The 15540-nt window shown below is 46.8% G+C and carries 15 protein-coding genes; 7 read left to right on the plus strand and 8 right to left on the minus strand.

What is annotated here, in order from left to right; genetic code table 11:
- Positions 1-766 precede the first annotated feature (766 nt).
- From M1D71_RS11775 to M1D71_RS11785, 3 genes are all read right to left on the minus strand, one after another.
- A complete protein-coding gene (locus M1D71_RS11775) occupies positions 767-1075 on the minus strand; it encodes a hypothetical protein (RefSeq protein WP_458126578.1) in 309 nt (102 codons plus the stop codon).
- A gap of 36 nt (positions 1076-1111) precedes the next feature.
- Positions 1112-1372: a hypothetical protein gene (locus tag M1D71_RS11780; protein WP_458126579.1), complete on the minus strand. Its 261-nt coding sequence runs from the start codon at positions 1370-1372 to the stop codon at positions 1112-1114.
- Between the two features lie 302 nt (positions 1373-1674).
- The gene (locus M1D71_RS11785) at positions 1675-1935 is read right to left on the minus strand and encodes a hypothetical protein (protein WP_458126580.1); all 261 of its coding nucleotides are present in this window, start codon (positions 1933-1935) and stop codon (positions 1675-1677) included.
- A gap of 686 nt (positions 1936-2621) precedes the next feature.
- Between M1D71_RS11785 and treC the strand changes: the two genes are divergently transcribed.
- From treC to M1D71_RS11810, 5 genes are all read left to right on the plus strand, one after another.
- The gene (gene treC / locus M1D71_RS11790) at positions 2622-4343 is read left to right on the plus strand and encodes an alpha,alpha-phosphotrehalase (protein ID WP_458126581.1); all 1722 of its coding nucleotides are present in this window, start codon (positions 2622-2624) and stop codon (positions 4341-4343) included.
- A 28-nt stretch (positions 4344-4371) separates the two neighbouring features.
- Positions 4372-6393 carry a PTS system trehalose-specific EIIBC component gene (gene treP, locus M1D71_RS11795; RefSeq protein ID WP_458126582.1) on the plus strand — a complete coding sequence of 674 codons (2022 nt, stop codon included), beginning with the start codon at positions 4372-4374 and terminating at the stop codon, positions 6391-6393.
- Positions 6394-6670: 277 nt separating this feature from the next.
- Positions 6671-7519 carry a chemotaxis protein gene (locus M1D71_RS11800; RefSeq protein WP_458126583.1) on the plus strand — a complete coding sequence of 283 codons (849 nt, stop codon included), beginning with the start codon at positions 6671-6673 and terminating at the stop codon, positions 7517-7519.
- Between the two features lie 259 nt (positions 7520-7778).
- A complete protein-coding gene (locus tag M1D71_RS11805; RefSeq protein ID WP_458126584.1) occupies positions 7779-8042 on the plus strand; it encodes a YkgJ family cysteine cluster protein in 264 nt (87 codons plus the stop codon).
- A gap of 77 nt (positions 8043-8119) precedes the next feature.
- The gene (locus tag M1D71_RS11810) at positions 8120-8323 is read left to right on the plus strand and encodes a hypothetical protein (RefSeq protein ID WP_458126585.1); all 204 of its coding nucleotides are present in this window, start codon (positions 8120-8122) and stop codon (positions 8321-8323) included.
- Between the two features lie 108 nt (positions 8324-8431).
- Here M1D71_RS11810 and M1D71_RS11815 read toward each other — a convergent pair whose 3' ends face one another.
- The 3 genes from M1D71_RS11815 to M1D71_RS11825 all read right to left on the minus strand — a co-directional run bounded on the left by M1D71_RS11815 (position 8432) and on the right by M1D71_RS11825 (position 11788).
- A complete protein-coding gene (locus M1D71_RS11815) occupies positions 8432-9547 on the minus strand; it encodes an AbrB family transcriptional regulator (protein ID WP_458126586.1) in 1116 nt (371 codons plus the stop codon).
- Between the two features lie 178 nt (positions 9548-9725).
- The gene (locus M1D71_RS11820; protein WP_458126587.1) at positions 9726-11006 is read right to left on the minus strand and encodes an MFS transporter; all 1281 of its coding nucleotides are present in this window, start codon (positions 11004-11006) and stop codon (positions 9726-9728) included.
- A 77-nt stretch (positions 11007-11083) separates the two neighbouring features.
- Entirely contained in the window at positions 11084-11788 is a 705-nt protein-coding gene (locus M1D71_RS11825) for an O-methyltransferase (RefSeq protein ID WP_458126588.1), read from the minus strand.
- A gap of 135 nt (positions 11789-11923) precedes the next feature.
- Here M1D71_RS11825 and M1D71_RS11830 point away from each other — a divergent pair, with 135 nt between their 5' ends.
- Positions 11924-12820 (plus strand): LysR family transcriptional regulator, encoded by an 897-nt coding sequence (locus M1D71_RS11830; protein WP_458126589.1) that lies wholly within the window; start codon positions 11924-11926, stop codon positions 12818-12820.
- 46 nt (positions 12821-12866) lie between these two features.
- On the opposite strand, the gene M1D71_RS11835 is transcribed toward M1D71_RS11830, so the two are convergent.
- Together M1D71_RS11835 and M1D71_RS11840 are read right to left on the minus strand one after the other, a co-directional pair.
- On the minus strand, positions 12867-13583 hold the full coding sequence (locus tag M1D71_RS11835) for a YoaK family protein (RefSeq protein ID WP_458126590.1): 717 nt from the start codon (positions 13581-13583) through the stop codon (positions 12867-12869).
- An 86-nt stretch (positions 13584-13669) separates the two neighbouring features.
- A complete protein-coding gene (locus M1D71_RS11840; protein ID WP_458126591.1) occupies positions 13670-14530 on the minus strand; it encodes an alpha/beta hydrolase family protein in 861 nt (286 codons plus the stop codon).
- A 262-nt stretch (positions 14531-14792) separates the two neighbouring features.
- Between M1D71_RS11840 and M1D71_RS11845 the strand changes: the two genes are divergently transcribed.
- The gene (locus tag M1D71_RS11845; RefSeq protein WP_062834047.1) at positions 14793-15536 is read left to right on the plus strand and encodes a GTP pyrophosphokinase; all 744 of its coding nucleotides are present in this window, start codon (positions 14793-14795) and stop codon (positions 15534-15536) included.
- Positions 15537-15540: the final 4 nt, after the last annotated feature.

A 15540-nucleotide genomic window follows, 5' to 3' on the forward strand; every position in this document is an offset into this window, starting at 1 on the left:
TAATAAATGGATTAATGGATAAAGACGAATAACACGTCAAGATAACTGACGCGATATTCGTCTTTTTCCGGTTTCAGGTTGAATTTTCACAGGTAGTGTTGGTAGAAATGACAAAAACATTGAAATGCCATTGTTGATCTCCGTTACAGAATGATATAAAAAGTTACACGGAAACCAACCGAAAATCCGAATTGATCGCAAACAGGGGGAGCGTTCATGTCATTTGTAAAATCATTATTTTTTCAAATTATCGTAGCGGTAATCATCGGGATTGGCGTAGGCATCCTGTGGCCCTACCTTGGCGCCTGCTGCAGCCATTGGAACCGGCTTCGTCAAAACTGATCAAAATGATTTTGCTGGCGGCTTTACGGCGTGATCATCGGTTTATGCGCAATCGGCAAAGGTGATGCGTAATCAACTTATCCTTCTGGTACACGAATAACGTTGGCACTGTGTGTCGAAGCGGGCAGTGCCAAACCTAAGAATTCCCCGTCCTGCACTTCACTGCGTCAGCTACGTTCCGATAAGATCGCAGGCCCCACGCAACTTTCAACCAACTTCTTCATCGTTTTTGTAACGGAAACCTTCATGCTAATCTGCAAGGGAGCTGATTGAGGATAACTCATCCTTTCTACTCTGTTCGACCCAGAAAGCAAAAAATGAAAGCCAGACTTAAAGTCGCTTAAGTCTGGCTTTCATTTTATAGAATAGAGGGGAGAATATGACAATGACATATTCAATCAGGTAATGAGGTTCAGGGTGGTGGTTAAGCCCGTTGCCCTCCGATGCTTTGCACGACATTGTCGGCAAAGGATCGAATAGCGGAACAAGGAATAGATGGAGGCTTCTTGGTGCATTGAAGCTCTAACTTCATATCGGATGTCCACTTGTAGGCAAAAGATAGATTCGCGCCACTTGCGGACACAGTAAATTTCCCAGATGGCGAATTTGGAAGGGCAAATCCGTGTTTTCTCCCTTCTTTGCGAAGTTGTTCAAACCCTTTTTTCGTGACATTAACGTAGTGTAGACTTGGACATCCCGCCATAGACACTCTCCTTTTGTTATCGTTTTTCATTCATATGAGGGCCTCCCTTCCAGGAGGCCGAACATATTACTTGCGACGGCGGTTAAAAGTGAGTTGATACTCTTTGGCGTTTCGTTTAATGAGCACAGGCTTGTGGTTGGATCTCAATGAGCTGATAGAGGCTGCCGATAGGTTCTGTGTTAAGTGAGTCAGTTTTTTCAGATCACCGACCGTGACCAGTATCGTTGCGCCAGTCGGGATCGCAACGTTCAATCCCAGGATGGACAAGACGCTTGGACCGATCGTAAGGCGAATCAATGTGCCAGGAGGATTCGGAGTAAGTGCCATGTTGTTCATCTCCTTTCTCTGAAGATACTTTATGTTACGCACGAGAATGACTCTACGAATCTTGCAAATACCTAAATCTATCAAATTTGTACGCTTGTCTCATTAAGTCTGACTTGCCTTTTCTAGAATAGAGGGTGTGACATACTCAGTCAGGTAATGAGGTTCAGGGTGGTAGTTAAGCCCGTTGCCCTCCGATGCTTTGCACGACATTGTCGGCAAAGGATCGAATAGCGGAACAAGGAATAGATGGAAGCTTCGTTTTTCATTCATATGAGGGCCTCCCTTCCAGGAGGCCGAACATATTACTTGCGACGGCGGTTAAAAGTGAGTTGATACTCTTTGGCGTTTCGTTTAATGAGCACAGGCTTGTGGTTGGATCTCAATGAGCTGATAGAGGCTGCCGATAGGTTCTGTGTCAAGTGAGTCAGTTTTTTTAGATCACCGACTGTGACCAGTATCGTTGCGCCAGTCGGGATCGCAACGTTCAATCCCAGGATGGACAAGACGCTTGGACCGATCGTAAGGCGAACCAATGTGCCGGGAGGATTCGGAGTAAGTGCCATGTTGTTCATCTCCTTTCTCTGAAGATACTTTATGTTACGCATGAGAATGACTCTACGAATCTTGCAAATACCTAAATCTATCAAATTTGTACGCTTGTCTCATAGATTGGCTTACAACGGTAAATAGCCCCCCATTTTTATAAGTAAGATGAGGGCATGCTTATTTACAGTACGAAAAGGATCGGGTTATTCATGTTTCAATGTTTAAAAAAGGAGCAAAATAAATGTCTAAGAGGAAAAATTATAAAAGGCCATTCATGAAGTCATGAAGGCTTATAAGAGCAAGGAAGTGGTAGAAGGGGAGCCTTTGCCGCCGTTGCCCTGATGAGTAAACGTGAACAGGGTAAAGGAATCGTGTCAACCGAAATACTGTAACGAAGGGAATTGGAATCGCAAGTTACCCTCGTCAATCAAGTTACCGAAACTGAGCTGTCTGTTTTCTTCAGTGAATTCACTGGGGAAACAGACGGTTTATTTGTATTGCAGATACCGGTATCAAGGAGTTTGCGAACGCAGACTCCAAATTTTTTTGTTACAGAGACAACATTTATGGGGTATGTGTAGAAGAGACGAAGAATATACATAATATAGTTTCAACTTGTATATACATGTTTACTTATGTAATATAGATATGAAGTTAGTTGAGAACATGGAATGAAGGATTACAATTTATTGGAGGCGTTAACATGAGTTCTAATCATACAACTCCGTCATCTTGGTGGAAGACATCAACGGTGTATCAGGTATATCCGAAGAGCTTCAATGATACTACCGGATCGGGCACTGGAGACATTCGTGGTTTAACCGAGAAGCTTGATTATTTGCAGCATCTGGGTATCGATATTGTGTGGTTGCAGCCGGTATATGTATCCCCGCAGCATGATAATGGGTATGACGTAGCGGACTATTATCGGATTAATCCGGATTATGGGACGATGGAGGATTTTGACGAACTGTTGAAAGGTCTGAAGGCTCGTGATATGAAACTGATGATTGATATTGTGGTGAATCACTCCTCGACAGATCATGAATGGTTCCAGCAATCCCGTTCATCCAAGGATAATCCGTATCGGGATTATTATATTTGGAAAGATCCTGCCCCGGATGGCGGTGTGCCGAACAACTGGCAATCGAAGTTCGGTGGACCTGCTTGGCAGTTCGATGAACAGACGGGACAATATTTCCTGACTTTATTTGATAAAACGCAGGCAGATCTGAATTGGGAGAATGAAGAAGTACGAAAAGCTGTTTGCGATATGATCAAGTTCTGGGCGGAAAAAGGTGTGGATGGTTTCCGTATGGACGTGATCAACCTGATCTCCAAAGATCAGCGTTTCCCTGATGATGATGGCAGCGTGTCACCGGGTGATGGACGCAAATACTACACGGATGGACCGCGTGTGCATGAGTACATCACAGAGATGTACAATGAAGTATTCGGGCCTTACAACATGGTGACTGTAGGGGAGATGTCCTCCACAACACTGGAGCATTGTATCCAATATTCGAACCCTGCTTCCCGTGAGTTTTCAATGACGTTCAACTTCCACCACCTGAAAGTGGATTATCCGAATGGTCAGAAATGGGAACTGATGCCGTATGATTTTGAAGCGATGAAGCAGCTCTTCAGTGAGTGGCAGACAGGTATGCAGACTGGTGGAGGCTGGAACGCGCTGTTCCTTAACAACCATGATCAGCCGCGAGCACTGTCCCGATTCGCCGATGATGGTGACTATCGTGCCGAGAGTGCGAAGATGCTTGCAACAACGATACACGGAATGCAAGGTACGCCTTATGTCTACCAGGGTGAAGAGATCGGCATGCCGAATCCGGTCTGGAATGACGTTAGCGAATTCCGCGATATCGAATCCACGAACATGTACCGATTGCTTCAGGAAGAACGAGGCAAATCCGCAGAAGAGGCTTTCAACATTGTAAAAGAGCGTTCCCGAGACAACTCCCGCACACCGATGCAGTGGAATGGAAGTCAGAATGCAGGCTTCACTACGGGAACACCTTGGCTGAAGGTGGATGAGCGGTATCCTTCCATTCACGTAGAACAGCAGTTGGCTGATCCGGATTCGATCTACTACCACTACCGCAAATTGATTGCCCTTCGTAAACAGGTTAACGTACTGACCGACGGTCTGTATGAACGCCTGGACGATGCACACCCAGACGTGTTTGCTTACGCACGGACCAATGGAAGCGAAACTCTGATTGTCGTATCAAACTTCAGTAAACGTGACGTCACATTCTCGCTTCCGGAAGCGGTCTGGAATGATCACATTGCAGGCAAATCAGCAGAGTTGCTCATCGGAAATACGAAGGCAGCGCCTGCGCTGACGGAGGAAATTTCCCTCAGTCCGTATGCATCCTATATGTGGCTTGTGCCACAACAGGACTAATCACATTTTATAAATAGGAAGTGACACTATGGCAATCGATAAAAAACAGGTTGAGGAGATCGTCCGAGCAGTTGGCGGCAAAGAGAATATTGAGGCTGCAACGCACTGTGTTACACGACTCCGATTTGCCTTGTATGATGAGAGTAAAGTGGATACCGAAAGTCTGGATCAGAATGACCTGGTCAAAGGACAGTTCTCTTCTCAAGGACAATTCCAGGTCGTTATCGGGCCTGGTCTGGTGGATAAGGTCTATGATGAGATGATTCAGATTACCGGGGGAGATCGTTCTTCCAAGGATGATGTGAAGGCCGTAGCTGGTAAAAAGCAAAATCCAATCCAGCGAGCCATCAAAACACTCTCGGATATTTTCATCCCTATCTTGCCAGCGATCATCACGGCAGGTCTGTTGCTGGGTATTAACAATATTCTGACAGGTCCAGGCATTTTCTTTGACGAAAAATCACTGGTCGATGTCTATCCAGCATGGAAGGATCTTGCTTCCATTATTAATACGATCGCAAGTACAGCCTTTACGTTCCTGCCGGCTCTAATCGGTTGGGCAGCTGTAAAAAGGTTCGGCGGCAGTCCGCTGCTCGGGATCGTCCTGGGTCTCATTCTGGTACATCCCGATCTGCTGAGTGCATATGGTTATGCTGATGCCGTGAATGAAGGCACAGTGCCAACATGGAATCTGTTCGGTTGGGAGATTGAGAAGATCGGTTACCAAGGGCAGGTTCTGCCGGTACTGGTATCGGCCTATCTGCTTGCGAAGATGGAGATTTTCCTCAATAAAAGGGTACATGATTCGATTAAACTGCTGGTCGTTGCACCAGTCACGTTGCTGATTACCGGATTCTTGGCCTTTACGATCATTGGTCCAGTGACATTCGCCATTGCGAATGCGATCACATCTGGCTTGATCTATGTTTATGATTCATACGCGGCTCTGGGTGGTCTGATCTACGGTGGTTTGTATGCTTTGCTGGTTATCACCGGTATGCATCACACCTTCCTCGCGGTAGATGTGCAGCTCATTGGTAGTCAGGGCGGTACATTCCTGTGGCCGATGCTGGCATTGTCCAATATCGCACAGGGTTCAGCGGCACTTGCCATGATGCTTGTCCTGCGTGAGAAGAAAATGAGAGGACTTGCAGCAACGTCCTCGGTGTCGGCCTTCCTCGGGGTAACCGAGCCGGCGATCTTCGGCGTGAATATCCGTTATCGTTATCCGTTTATCTTCGGTATGGTTGGTTCCGCTATTGGTGGTGTGCTGCTGACGATGAACAATGTTCAGGCAACCTCCATTGGTGTAGGTGGCGTACCGGGCTTCCTGTCTATTTTCCCTAACAAGTGGGGCGTCTTCTTCATCGGTATGGCGATTGTTCTGGTTGTACCATTTGTACTGACCGTCCTTTTTGGCAGAGCCAAACTGAGAAAAGAAGATCGTAGTGAAAGCAATGGTACGGGTACGGAGTCCAAAGCGGTTACATCACCATCTGCTTCAGGAGTAGTAAGTACTTCTACTACAAATTCAGACTCGAACCAGCGCACACGTAGTGATGCTCAAGTAGGGAATGAAGCCGTGAATACACTGGAAATCATGGCACCTTTAACAGGGCGGGCCGTATCACTGGAGCAAGTGCCTGATCCGGCTTTTGCAGAAAAACAAATGGGTGAGGGTGTAGCGATTGAGCCTTCCGGCAACGTGGTTGTTGCCCCGTTTGATGCTCAGGTAGCTCATGTGATCAAAAGCAAACATGCGGTAATTCTAGAACATGCGAGTGGTTTACAGGTACTGATCCATGTGGGGATCAATACGGTATCACTCAAGGGTGAAGGTTTTCATATGCATGTCGAAGCTGGCGAGCATGTAAAAGCTGGACAAAAGCTGTTGGAATTCGATCGTAAGGTAATTGAAGATGCGGGATATCCGTTGATTACACCGATTATTATTCCAGATGGCCAAGATATGGTTGAACGGGTGGAAGTCACAACAGGTGATGTTACATCCAATCAAAATGGTGTGTTGAAGGTTCATCTGAAAGGTTAATTGAATATCACAACATGACGGGGGCTGCGTGATGCGCAGCTCCTTTTTTGTTGTAAGATCGTTATTTTCATGACGATCATGGTAAACTGTATATAAAATGGAAGAATCACATTTTTGAAATAATGGTGGATAGAAGGTATCGTCTACAAAGCATGCTACAGGCATGTTCGAGTAGTGGCGTTCATATGGTGGAGAAAGAGATCCTCGGACATGTCAGAAAACTCTGAAGGAATCAGATTTTGAGACACGCACTAGTCAATCGATGAGGAGGAGAGCCATGACACGTGTTGCGGTGATGGTCATTCATGGGCTGGGTATGCGAAAGGAAGGGTATGCGGACAAGCTGATTACTTGTTTGCATAAGGAATTGGATCAGGTGATGGTCTTGCCTGGAGCCGCCAAAATGATGCTGGATATCGAACCTGTATATTGGGCGGATGTATTTGAGGAGCGGGAAGAGAAGCTCTTTCAACAGCTCGTCAGCTCTCCGGGATTGAACTATCAGTCATTGCGCCGATTTGTCATCCATTATCTCGCTGACGCGGTTGCTTATCAACCGGTGGAGAATCAAGGCCATAACTATGATGCCGTACATCGAACGTTGAATCAGGCGCTGCATATCCTTGCACAGCGTAACGGACCGGAAGCCCCGCTCTGTGTGGTTGCTCATAGTTTGGGTGCTGTAATCGCAAGTAACTTCTTCTACGATCTGCAATATCCGTCCAGTCGTATTCCTGAGATTTTGGATGTGAACTCGGCATTGGAGCGGGGGGACACCCTGACCAATTTTTACTCGTTTGGTACGACACTGCCCTTGTGGAGTCTACGCTATCATGACTTTAGCTGCCCGATTCAGGTGCCCTCTTCCCATGTGAATCAATATTTTGCCGGCTTGGAAGGCGAATGGGTGAACTTCTATGATCGGGACGATATTCTGGGTTATCCGCTGCGTCCCATTGATCCGGCTTATGAGAAAGCGGTGAAAGAAGACATTGAAGTGAACTCTGGCGGCTTGGCCTTGAGCTGGAATCCGTTAAGTCATGGAGGTTATTTCTCCAATGCAAGCATGAATCGAAGAATCGCGCAGGGGCTGGCTCGAACCTGGACCTGGGTAAATCGACTGTAATATAAGAGGTAATTCAAAAAGTCCGCTTTTGATTACGAAGGATGCCTAATGGCATCATCAGCATCGAATATGGCATTCAGCCGAAATAAGCGGGAGGCTTACGAGGTATGTTTCCTTTGGAAACATTGTAGTTGCTCACGTAGTTTTCCCTACGCTCCGCTACTCCATTTCTAGCTTCATCCCATCTTCTCGGTACTGAAAACCGGTCTTTTTGAACACGTAATATAAGTACTATAAGTATAATTAGGAGGAAACAAATATGGAATGCAGGACAGGCTGCGCCGCATGTTGTATCGCGATCTCCATATCATCACCGATACCGGGCATGGCTCATGGCAAGCCGGCAGGTGTACGCTGCGTGCAGCTTACGGATGATAATCGTTGCGGAATTTTTGGCCAAAAAGATCGTCCTGCGGTATGCAGTGGATTGCAAGCAGAGGAAGAGATGTGTGGTAGCACTGACGAGGAAGCCTTTGAAATTCTTACCTGGTTGGAGCAAGAAACTGCACCAAAGGTAATATGAGTAGGTTGTTTTAATTAATTGGGATAATTATACTTAATATGGAAGAAGGTCGATCAGAGAGAGGAGACGCGAATACAATGGGGCTTGTTAAACGTTTTGTATTGGTAGTTGTGAATATGATCGGAGAGTTATGGATGGGGTTTTACCGACGTAACTCGGACTATTATGACCATCAGACTTCGGAGCCCAAGAGCAAGATTGGGTATTATGCATTTATTATTGGGGCAATGGTAGTTACGGTGGGTATTGTGGGCTGGATGTACAACCGAATCTATTCATAAGTAATCATTTGACTTAAAATTGAATGGGTCTGTACAAGTAAAAGAGAGTATCTGCAGGATGTGATATCAAGTGGATACTCTCTTTGTCATGGAAGAGGCGAAATAAGATCATTGAAGTGAGGGCTCTGCTTTCTTTTCTTTTAACATATGTACGAGAATCATCTTCAATATGGAAGAGACGATGAAGAAAATAAACAGAATGCGAAACAATTGATACCCGGACACAACTGAAAGGTCAGCATTGACTTCGTGTGCCATGATACTCATCTGATCCATTCCGCCAGGGGCCATACTGAGTAGGGAGGTAGCCGCCGAAAGGGAGAATACATTCATTAATAGATAACTCAAACCAAGCGCACCTGCAATGAGCAGTACACTGCTTATCACCGCTAGGGTCACCGTCTGCGTTTTACGTTGCAACTGTTCCGGCTTGAGCATCAATCCAACGTGACTACCAATCATCAATTGCGATACGTTTAACAGAGAGGTTGGCAGATTGGACGTGTCCATCGTTGTGCTTAATTGAATGATACACATAACAATCATGGGACCCAACATAAAAGCCGTCGGAAACCGGAGTTTGCGTGCAACCCACGCACCCGCTACACAGAGCGGAGCATAGAGGAGAATCTCGGGGAAAAGGGCACCCCATGTCGCTACGTCAATGAACGGCTGATCCGACCCAGTACCTGCTGTACCTCCAATCCATGGACTGAACAGTAAGAACGGAACACAGAAGACAATCATGATCAGCCGAGTCACCTGCAAAAAGGTAACCAGCGTCAGATTGATGGATCTCATCTCTTCTGCAAGGGAAACCATCTGGGATAGTCCTCCCGGAATGCTGCCAATCAGCAGAGAGGGAAAGTCAAAGTCAGTCACTTTCGATGCGATGTAGGCCGTAAGCACACACAATCCGATTAACAGCAAGGTCATCAGCAGCATCATGGGAAGTTGTTGCAGGATGCCTTGCAGTGCCTCTTCTGTTAAGGTGAGCCCAATGGAGTAGCCAACAATAAGAATGCCATAGTCCCGAATGGAGGAAGGCCACATGAGCGGCCATTTGGCGACTTGGGAACCAAGCAGCATGAATACCATCGGACCGAGCAACCAAGGAATTGGCATATGAATGGCGGTGAACAGCAATCCGCCAAGAACAGACACAACCAGACTAAGAAAAAACCGAAAGACAACGTGGGAACCGAGCTTGCGCATCAGTTCCATCCGTTTAGCCTACCGGTTGAATGAGGTGTTATGAGATTCAGGTATGCATTCAGGTTCAATGAAAGATTCAAGTTCATGTGTGATCACTCCTGATGATGAGATACAATGCGTTGTCCACGGAACACACGGACTACTTCTGTTCAGCTCATGATTCTTGTGCGAGAGCGGTAGCGGAAGGTTAGGGTTCTTTGAACATGACATAGTACATCAACGATGAAATAACATATAGACAGCCTGTGATGCTGAATGTGATCGCGTAACCCCAGTACGTTCCGTACGTGGTGACCAGATAGGATTGAACAGGTCCCATGGTAGCCCAACCAATCATGAACGAGGTCTGCATCAGTGAATTGGCAATCCCGCGGCGTTTGTCGGAGATTCGATCCACCAGTATGGCGGAGTGAATGGGATTGGCTGCATTCATCAATGCTTGCCTGAATAAAAAGCTCACTGAAGCGATAAACAACAGATTGGTGAAACCTGTTAATAGAAGGAAGGGTAGCGACATGACCTGGAAAATAACAACAGCTCGTACGCTCCCGACTTTTGCCGCCAGGGTAGGACCAATCAGCATGGATACAATCGTCATAATCTGGCCGAGTGCAATCAGCAAGCTCATGCCGCTTAGAGAAACCGAGAATCGATTGGTGAAATACAGATTCAGATACGGTACAACGAGTCCTGAACCTAATCCGATTAATAACTGGGTTACTACAAACTGACCAATCAGTCGGGAATCCTTTTTCTTCGTGATTAAATCATTCGTGCTTGGCGTATTCGTTGAACTCTCCTTTAGATCCGCAACGGGTTGAAGAACGGATTGCGCCGGAGTTGTGGTCTGCGGAGCAGCCTTGCCTTCGGTGACAAATAACAGTGGAATAAACGCAGCAAGTGTTGCTGCACCACCGACAAATAAAACCGTCTGTAATCCGGTCACTTTGGCGAGTCCTGCCGTATGTAACAAATCTGCAAATACGCCGCCACCCAGGCTGCCAAGAACCTGGGAAGCCAGCACAAGGGATGAATAATAACTGAACATCTTCAGCCGCTGGCTTTTCTTGACGTTTTCCGCCAGATAAGGAATGGCTAGTACCTGGAATACACCAGCGAAAAGACCGGAGAATACCGCGAACCAGATCAGTCCGGTAGCCGAATAATCGAAGGAGCGTCCGATCAGAAAGATACCGCTGAATAACGCTCCGGTAATGAGCAGCCGCTTGCGGCTGAACAGATCACCGCATAGACCAATAGGAACAAACATAATGGCTGTTGCGAGTGATTGAATACTTACAATCTGGCCGTTCATTGTATCATTATAGCCCAGACCCTGAATATACAGATTGTACAAGACAGAGAACATGCCATTTCCGATCTGATACAGAATGCTTGCCAGGAAAAACAGTTGAATATTGCGGGACCAGCCGCGAATTTCAGCATGAATCTGTCGTAAAACTCTCAAGTGGTTCCCCCCAGTCTGACCGTGCAGTGATTCCAGTTTAACAGGAAAGGGGAATTTGCGGAAGAATTGACCACTGTTTATTTTGGTTCAGGGACATCCATTACACGAGCGATGGCGAATCCATCGTAACCTTTGCTACCGACCGTTTGCAGGGCTGTAGCTTCAAGCCGGGGGTGATTACCTATTAATTGAAGGAATGATCGAACGCCTTGAACTCTGGAGTCTGTACTGTCTGCGCGAATCACTTCACCGTCCCTGACGATATTATCACCAATAATCAGACTCCCCGGACAAGTCAGTCGAAGGGCCCATCTCAGATAATCGGGATTACTGGGTTTGTCAGCATCGATAAAGATCATATCAAACGGCTCCCTGTATTCTTCCTGAACATCGGGAAGGGTGGTCAGTGCAGGACCAACTCTAAGGTCAACCTTATGCAGAAGTCCTGCACGTGCAAGATTGGCTCGTGCCAAGTCTGCATGGTGTGGTTCGGATTCCAGTGAGACGATGTGTCCATGTTCAGGCAGGGCTCTTGCCATCCAGATGGTACTGTATCCACCCAATGTGCCGATTTCAAGCACTCGGGTTGCTCCTTGGATTTGGAGCAGAAGTTGAAGTAACTTCCCTTGATTCGGTATTACGTCATGAGCGGGCAATCTGGCTTCGGCATTGGCTTGCAGTGTAAGTTCCAGCAGGGCATCCGAAGGGATTAGTAGATCGTTCATGTAGTCGTCGACTTGAGTCCAGGTATGCTGTAGGCCGGTTGTATTTATACTTTTCATCTTCACATGTTCCTTTCCTTGTATGTTGTATTGATTTCATAATTCAACTATAGATGGAATGAACATATAAATAAAATATATATTATGTATGTTAATATAACTTTAGATTATATATACGTGGAAGAGGTGTAGCGCATGAATCTGCATGGATTACGATTATTTCATGCCATCGTGAGATATGGCGGGGTCACTCGTGCCGCAGATGAACTTAATATTAGTCAACCGGCGGTATCTTCCCAGGTGAAGAAGTTTGAGCGTGAACTGGGAATCCAGCTTTTTGCTTCAGAGGGGAGAAGGTTGGTGCTCACGGATGCCGGGATGCAGTTAACAGGTTATGCCGAGCGTCTGTTCATGCTGGAGCAGGATGTCGAGAATTTTGTGCAGGATTTTCGGGAGGGCAAGAAAGGACTCATACGTCTTACGGCAACCTACTCACCTTCGAATTTTCTGCTGCCAGCCTGGATTGCGCGGTTCAAGCAAATGCATGAGGATGTGGAGCTGGTTGTGAGCACAACGAACACCCAGATGGCTTTTGACCAATTGCTTCGCTACGAGGCAGAGATTGCAGTATATGGTGGAAGTGGAATCACACATGGGGGTGTCCAATGGGACGAATTGTTTGAGGATGAGATGTGGTTTGTTGTCCATCCCGACCATCCTTATGCAGGCAAAAAAATTGAGCTGCATGAGATGGTGGCAGAACCGTTCATTATGCGTGAAGAAGGCAGTGCCACGCGTGAGCGACTGGTTTCCCTTTGCACAACAAATAACCTGGCCGCCCCCCGCATTGCGCTTCAGTTCAACGGGCTGAACGAAACGATCAGTGCAGTGAAGGCAGGTTATGGAGCCAACTTTATATCTTCTTTGGTTGTGAAGGAAGATGTGCAGCAAGGCAGGCTGGCTCGTGTGTACGTTCGAGGTGTACAGCTGAGAAATACGGTTGCCGTATGTACACGAGCCGGGGAAGTATTGTCGCCTGCTGCACAGCATCTCGTCAAGCTTATCCGCCAAGAGGCGTCTTTGATGAAATAAAAAATTGCGATTGTACTTAAAAATGAATAGATTGCTTTTTTGGCTATTAGCCTTCGCTTTGTTGTGATGTTCCCCATGCATGTAATCGGGCGTATAGGGTTACACCGCCTATCATCAGCGCAGGAATCCAGACTGCGATCATGGGCACACGGTGGAACAGCAATGCGGCTACAATGACCCCGACCAGATAGATAACAACAGCACCTGCACGAAGGTAGGAGTCTGTAGACAGGGCTTTGGCCAGTGTTCGGATATTGACATGTCGCAGCTTTCTAAGAATGCTTACGGTATCTTCTACCACGGCGGCCAGATTATTGGTAAGTACGGTTGTTGAGATACCAGCAATTCCAATGCGGCGCGCCGCAGTCGTTTGCATACCCATTGCAATGGCTAGTATGACAATCAACAGATAGGACAGTTGTTCTGAGTATGGACTAATCATGGCGATCGCGAACAGCAGGAGCAATATGCTCTCAACAGTGAATACGGATGTAACCCGAGAAGACCAGCCATTTTTGGTATGCACATGCCCGATCATGTGTGCGGCAATGGCATTGCCAGCAATAAAGCCGATGAGAGCTAGGAGCGAACGCAGCACGACAAATTCCTGAGCACGGGCAATGGCAATACCCAATAGTACAATATTCCCCGTCATATTGGCTGTTAGCACGTGTCCCAGACCCAAATATCCAATCAGATCGACCATCCCCGCAGCCATACATAGAAAGAGCATCGAGTACTTTTGGAGGGTGTTTTGATTCATCATATCCGTCCTTTCAAAAAAAACGTAACCCCTCCAGTATACAGCCATATCGCATGATTCTTCAAAATGAAATTCATGGCTTAGGACTACGGCGCCGCAAGCCAGTCAAACATATTATTCACTGCTGACTCATGTATTCTCTGGTGAAAATGGTGGTCCTGTCCACCGTAGGCGTGAAACGTAACGTTAGCGCCCCGGCGCTTCAGCCAGTGGTACATCCGGGTGCCATGACTGTAATTCACCTGCGTATCCGATGTACCGTGCATGATCAGCACGGGGCAAGATAGTTTGTTTGCATTCGACAAAGGGGAACGGACAAGATATGCTTCCGGAACCGTACGGGGGGAACCACCGAGCACCCTTTTCAATGTACGTCTCAGGTCGGTTCGTTCATGATACGTGCGTTCCACATCGGCGACACCGCTCCATAGGACTAACTTATGTACTTTGTCTGGCCCCTCATTATAGGCAGATGCTGTATGTACCGCATTAATAGCTCCACGGGAGAATCCCATCAGCGATATCCGAGTCGGGTCGGCAAAAGGCAAACGTTGCACCAATCGGTAAGCGGCATGCACGTCTTCTGCATCTCTTCCGCCATATTCGTCATGCCCCTCACCGCCTTCGTTGCCACGATAGGATGGAGCAAACACGATATAACCTTTCTGCACAAATTGCTCAAGCCAAACGGTATTCACCCCACCATAGCTGCCAAGTCCGCCGCGACAATAGATCAGTACCGGCCACTGTTTCAGTGTGTTACCCGTAGCGTGTATTCTTACAGCAGGGTAGTGGCTGGCGAGTGGTTGTAGATGTAGAGACTTTTCATTGGAAACGAAGTCCGGTAAGGTAGAGGAGCCAGAGAAGGGATGAGAAGTTCCGTATGCTGTGAGAGCAGATAACGAACAGCCGTGTGGCAGGAATAAATAGGCCTTGACCCGAAGCATGTCGGACGAGTACGTCACTTGATAGAGCAGGGAAATCGACCTCCTTCATCGGTAGTGGCGAGCCAAATGATAGGGATGCTTCTATATGATGCGCGTAAAATAAATTCCCATACCTTCCAGGCTGAATCACCAGCCCGAATGTGAGAAATTCGTTTATTGGCTCCATATGATTTATAATGGTTCAGGAGACATGTGGATTGCCCGCTGCCCTCCTATTTATAAAACTAACTTTAGTGTGCAGAAAGAAAGGAAGAAAACCATAATGAACGCTCCACATCCTATCGATCAATTCAAGAAATTTAAATATGAAATTACGAGATTTATGATGATCTATAAATTTGCTCTGGATCAAATGGAGACCAAGATTGAAGTACTGAAGGAAGAATTCCAGTCTCTGCATGATTACAGTCCAATTGAGCATACGAAGTCCAGACTGAAGTCACCTGAGAGTATTATGAACAAGATGTTCCGCAAAAATCATGAGTTAACGTTTGAAAGTATTAAGCAAAATATCAAGGATATCGCCGGAGTACGGATTACATGTTCCTTTATCTCGGATATCTATCGCATTAAGGATATGCTGTGCAACCAGAGTGACCTGCGTGTACTGGAGGTCAAAGACTACATCGAGAATCCGAAGCCAAACGGCTACCAAAGTCTTCACCTTCTGGTGGAAGTGCCTGTGTACATGTCCAATGGTGAGGAGCGAGCTTGTGTGGAGATCCAGATCCGTACAATCGCGATGGATTTCTGGGCGAGTCTGGAGCATAAGATTTTTTATAAATACAATAAGGATGTTCCCGAGCATTTGACCAGAGAACTCAAAAGTGCGGCAGATTCTGCGAATGCACTGGATCAGCAGATGGAGCGACTTCACCGGGAAATTCAGGAGATCAAGGATGCTGAGAACGAGCGGGATGAAGAAGAACTGCGCCGTATTATTATTAACAATCAACAGTTCACACTGCCTTCCAACTTGCTCAAGCTGCTGGGTAGCGGGGAGTAAACTC

Source organism: Paenibacillus sp. Z3-2 (assembly GCF_054161325.1).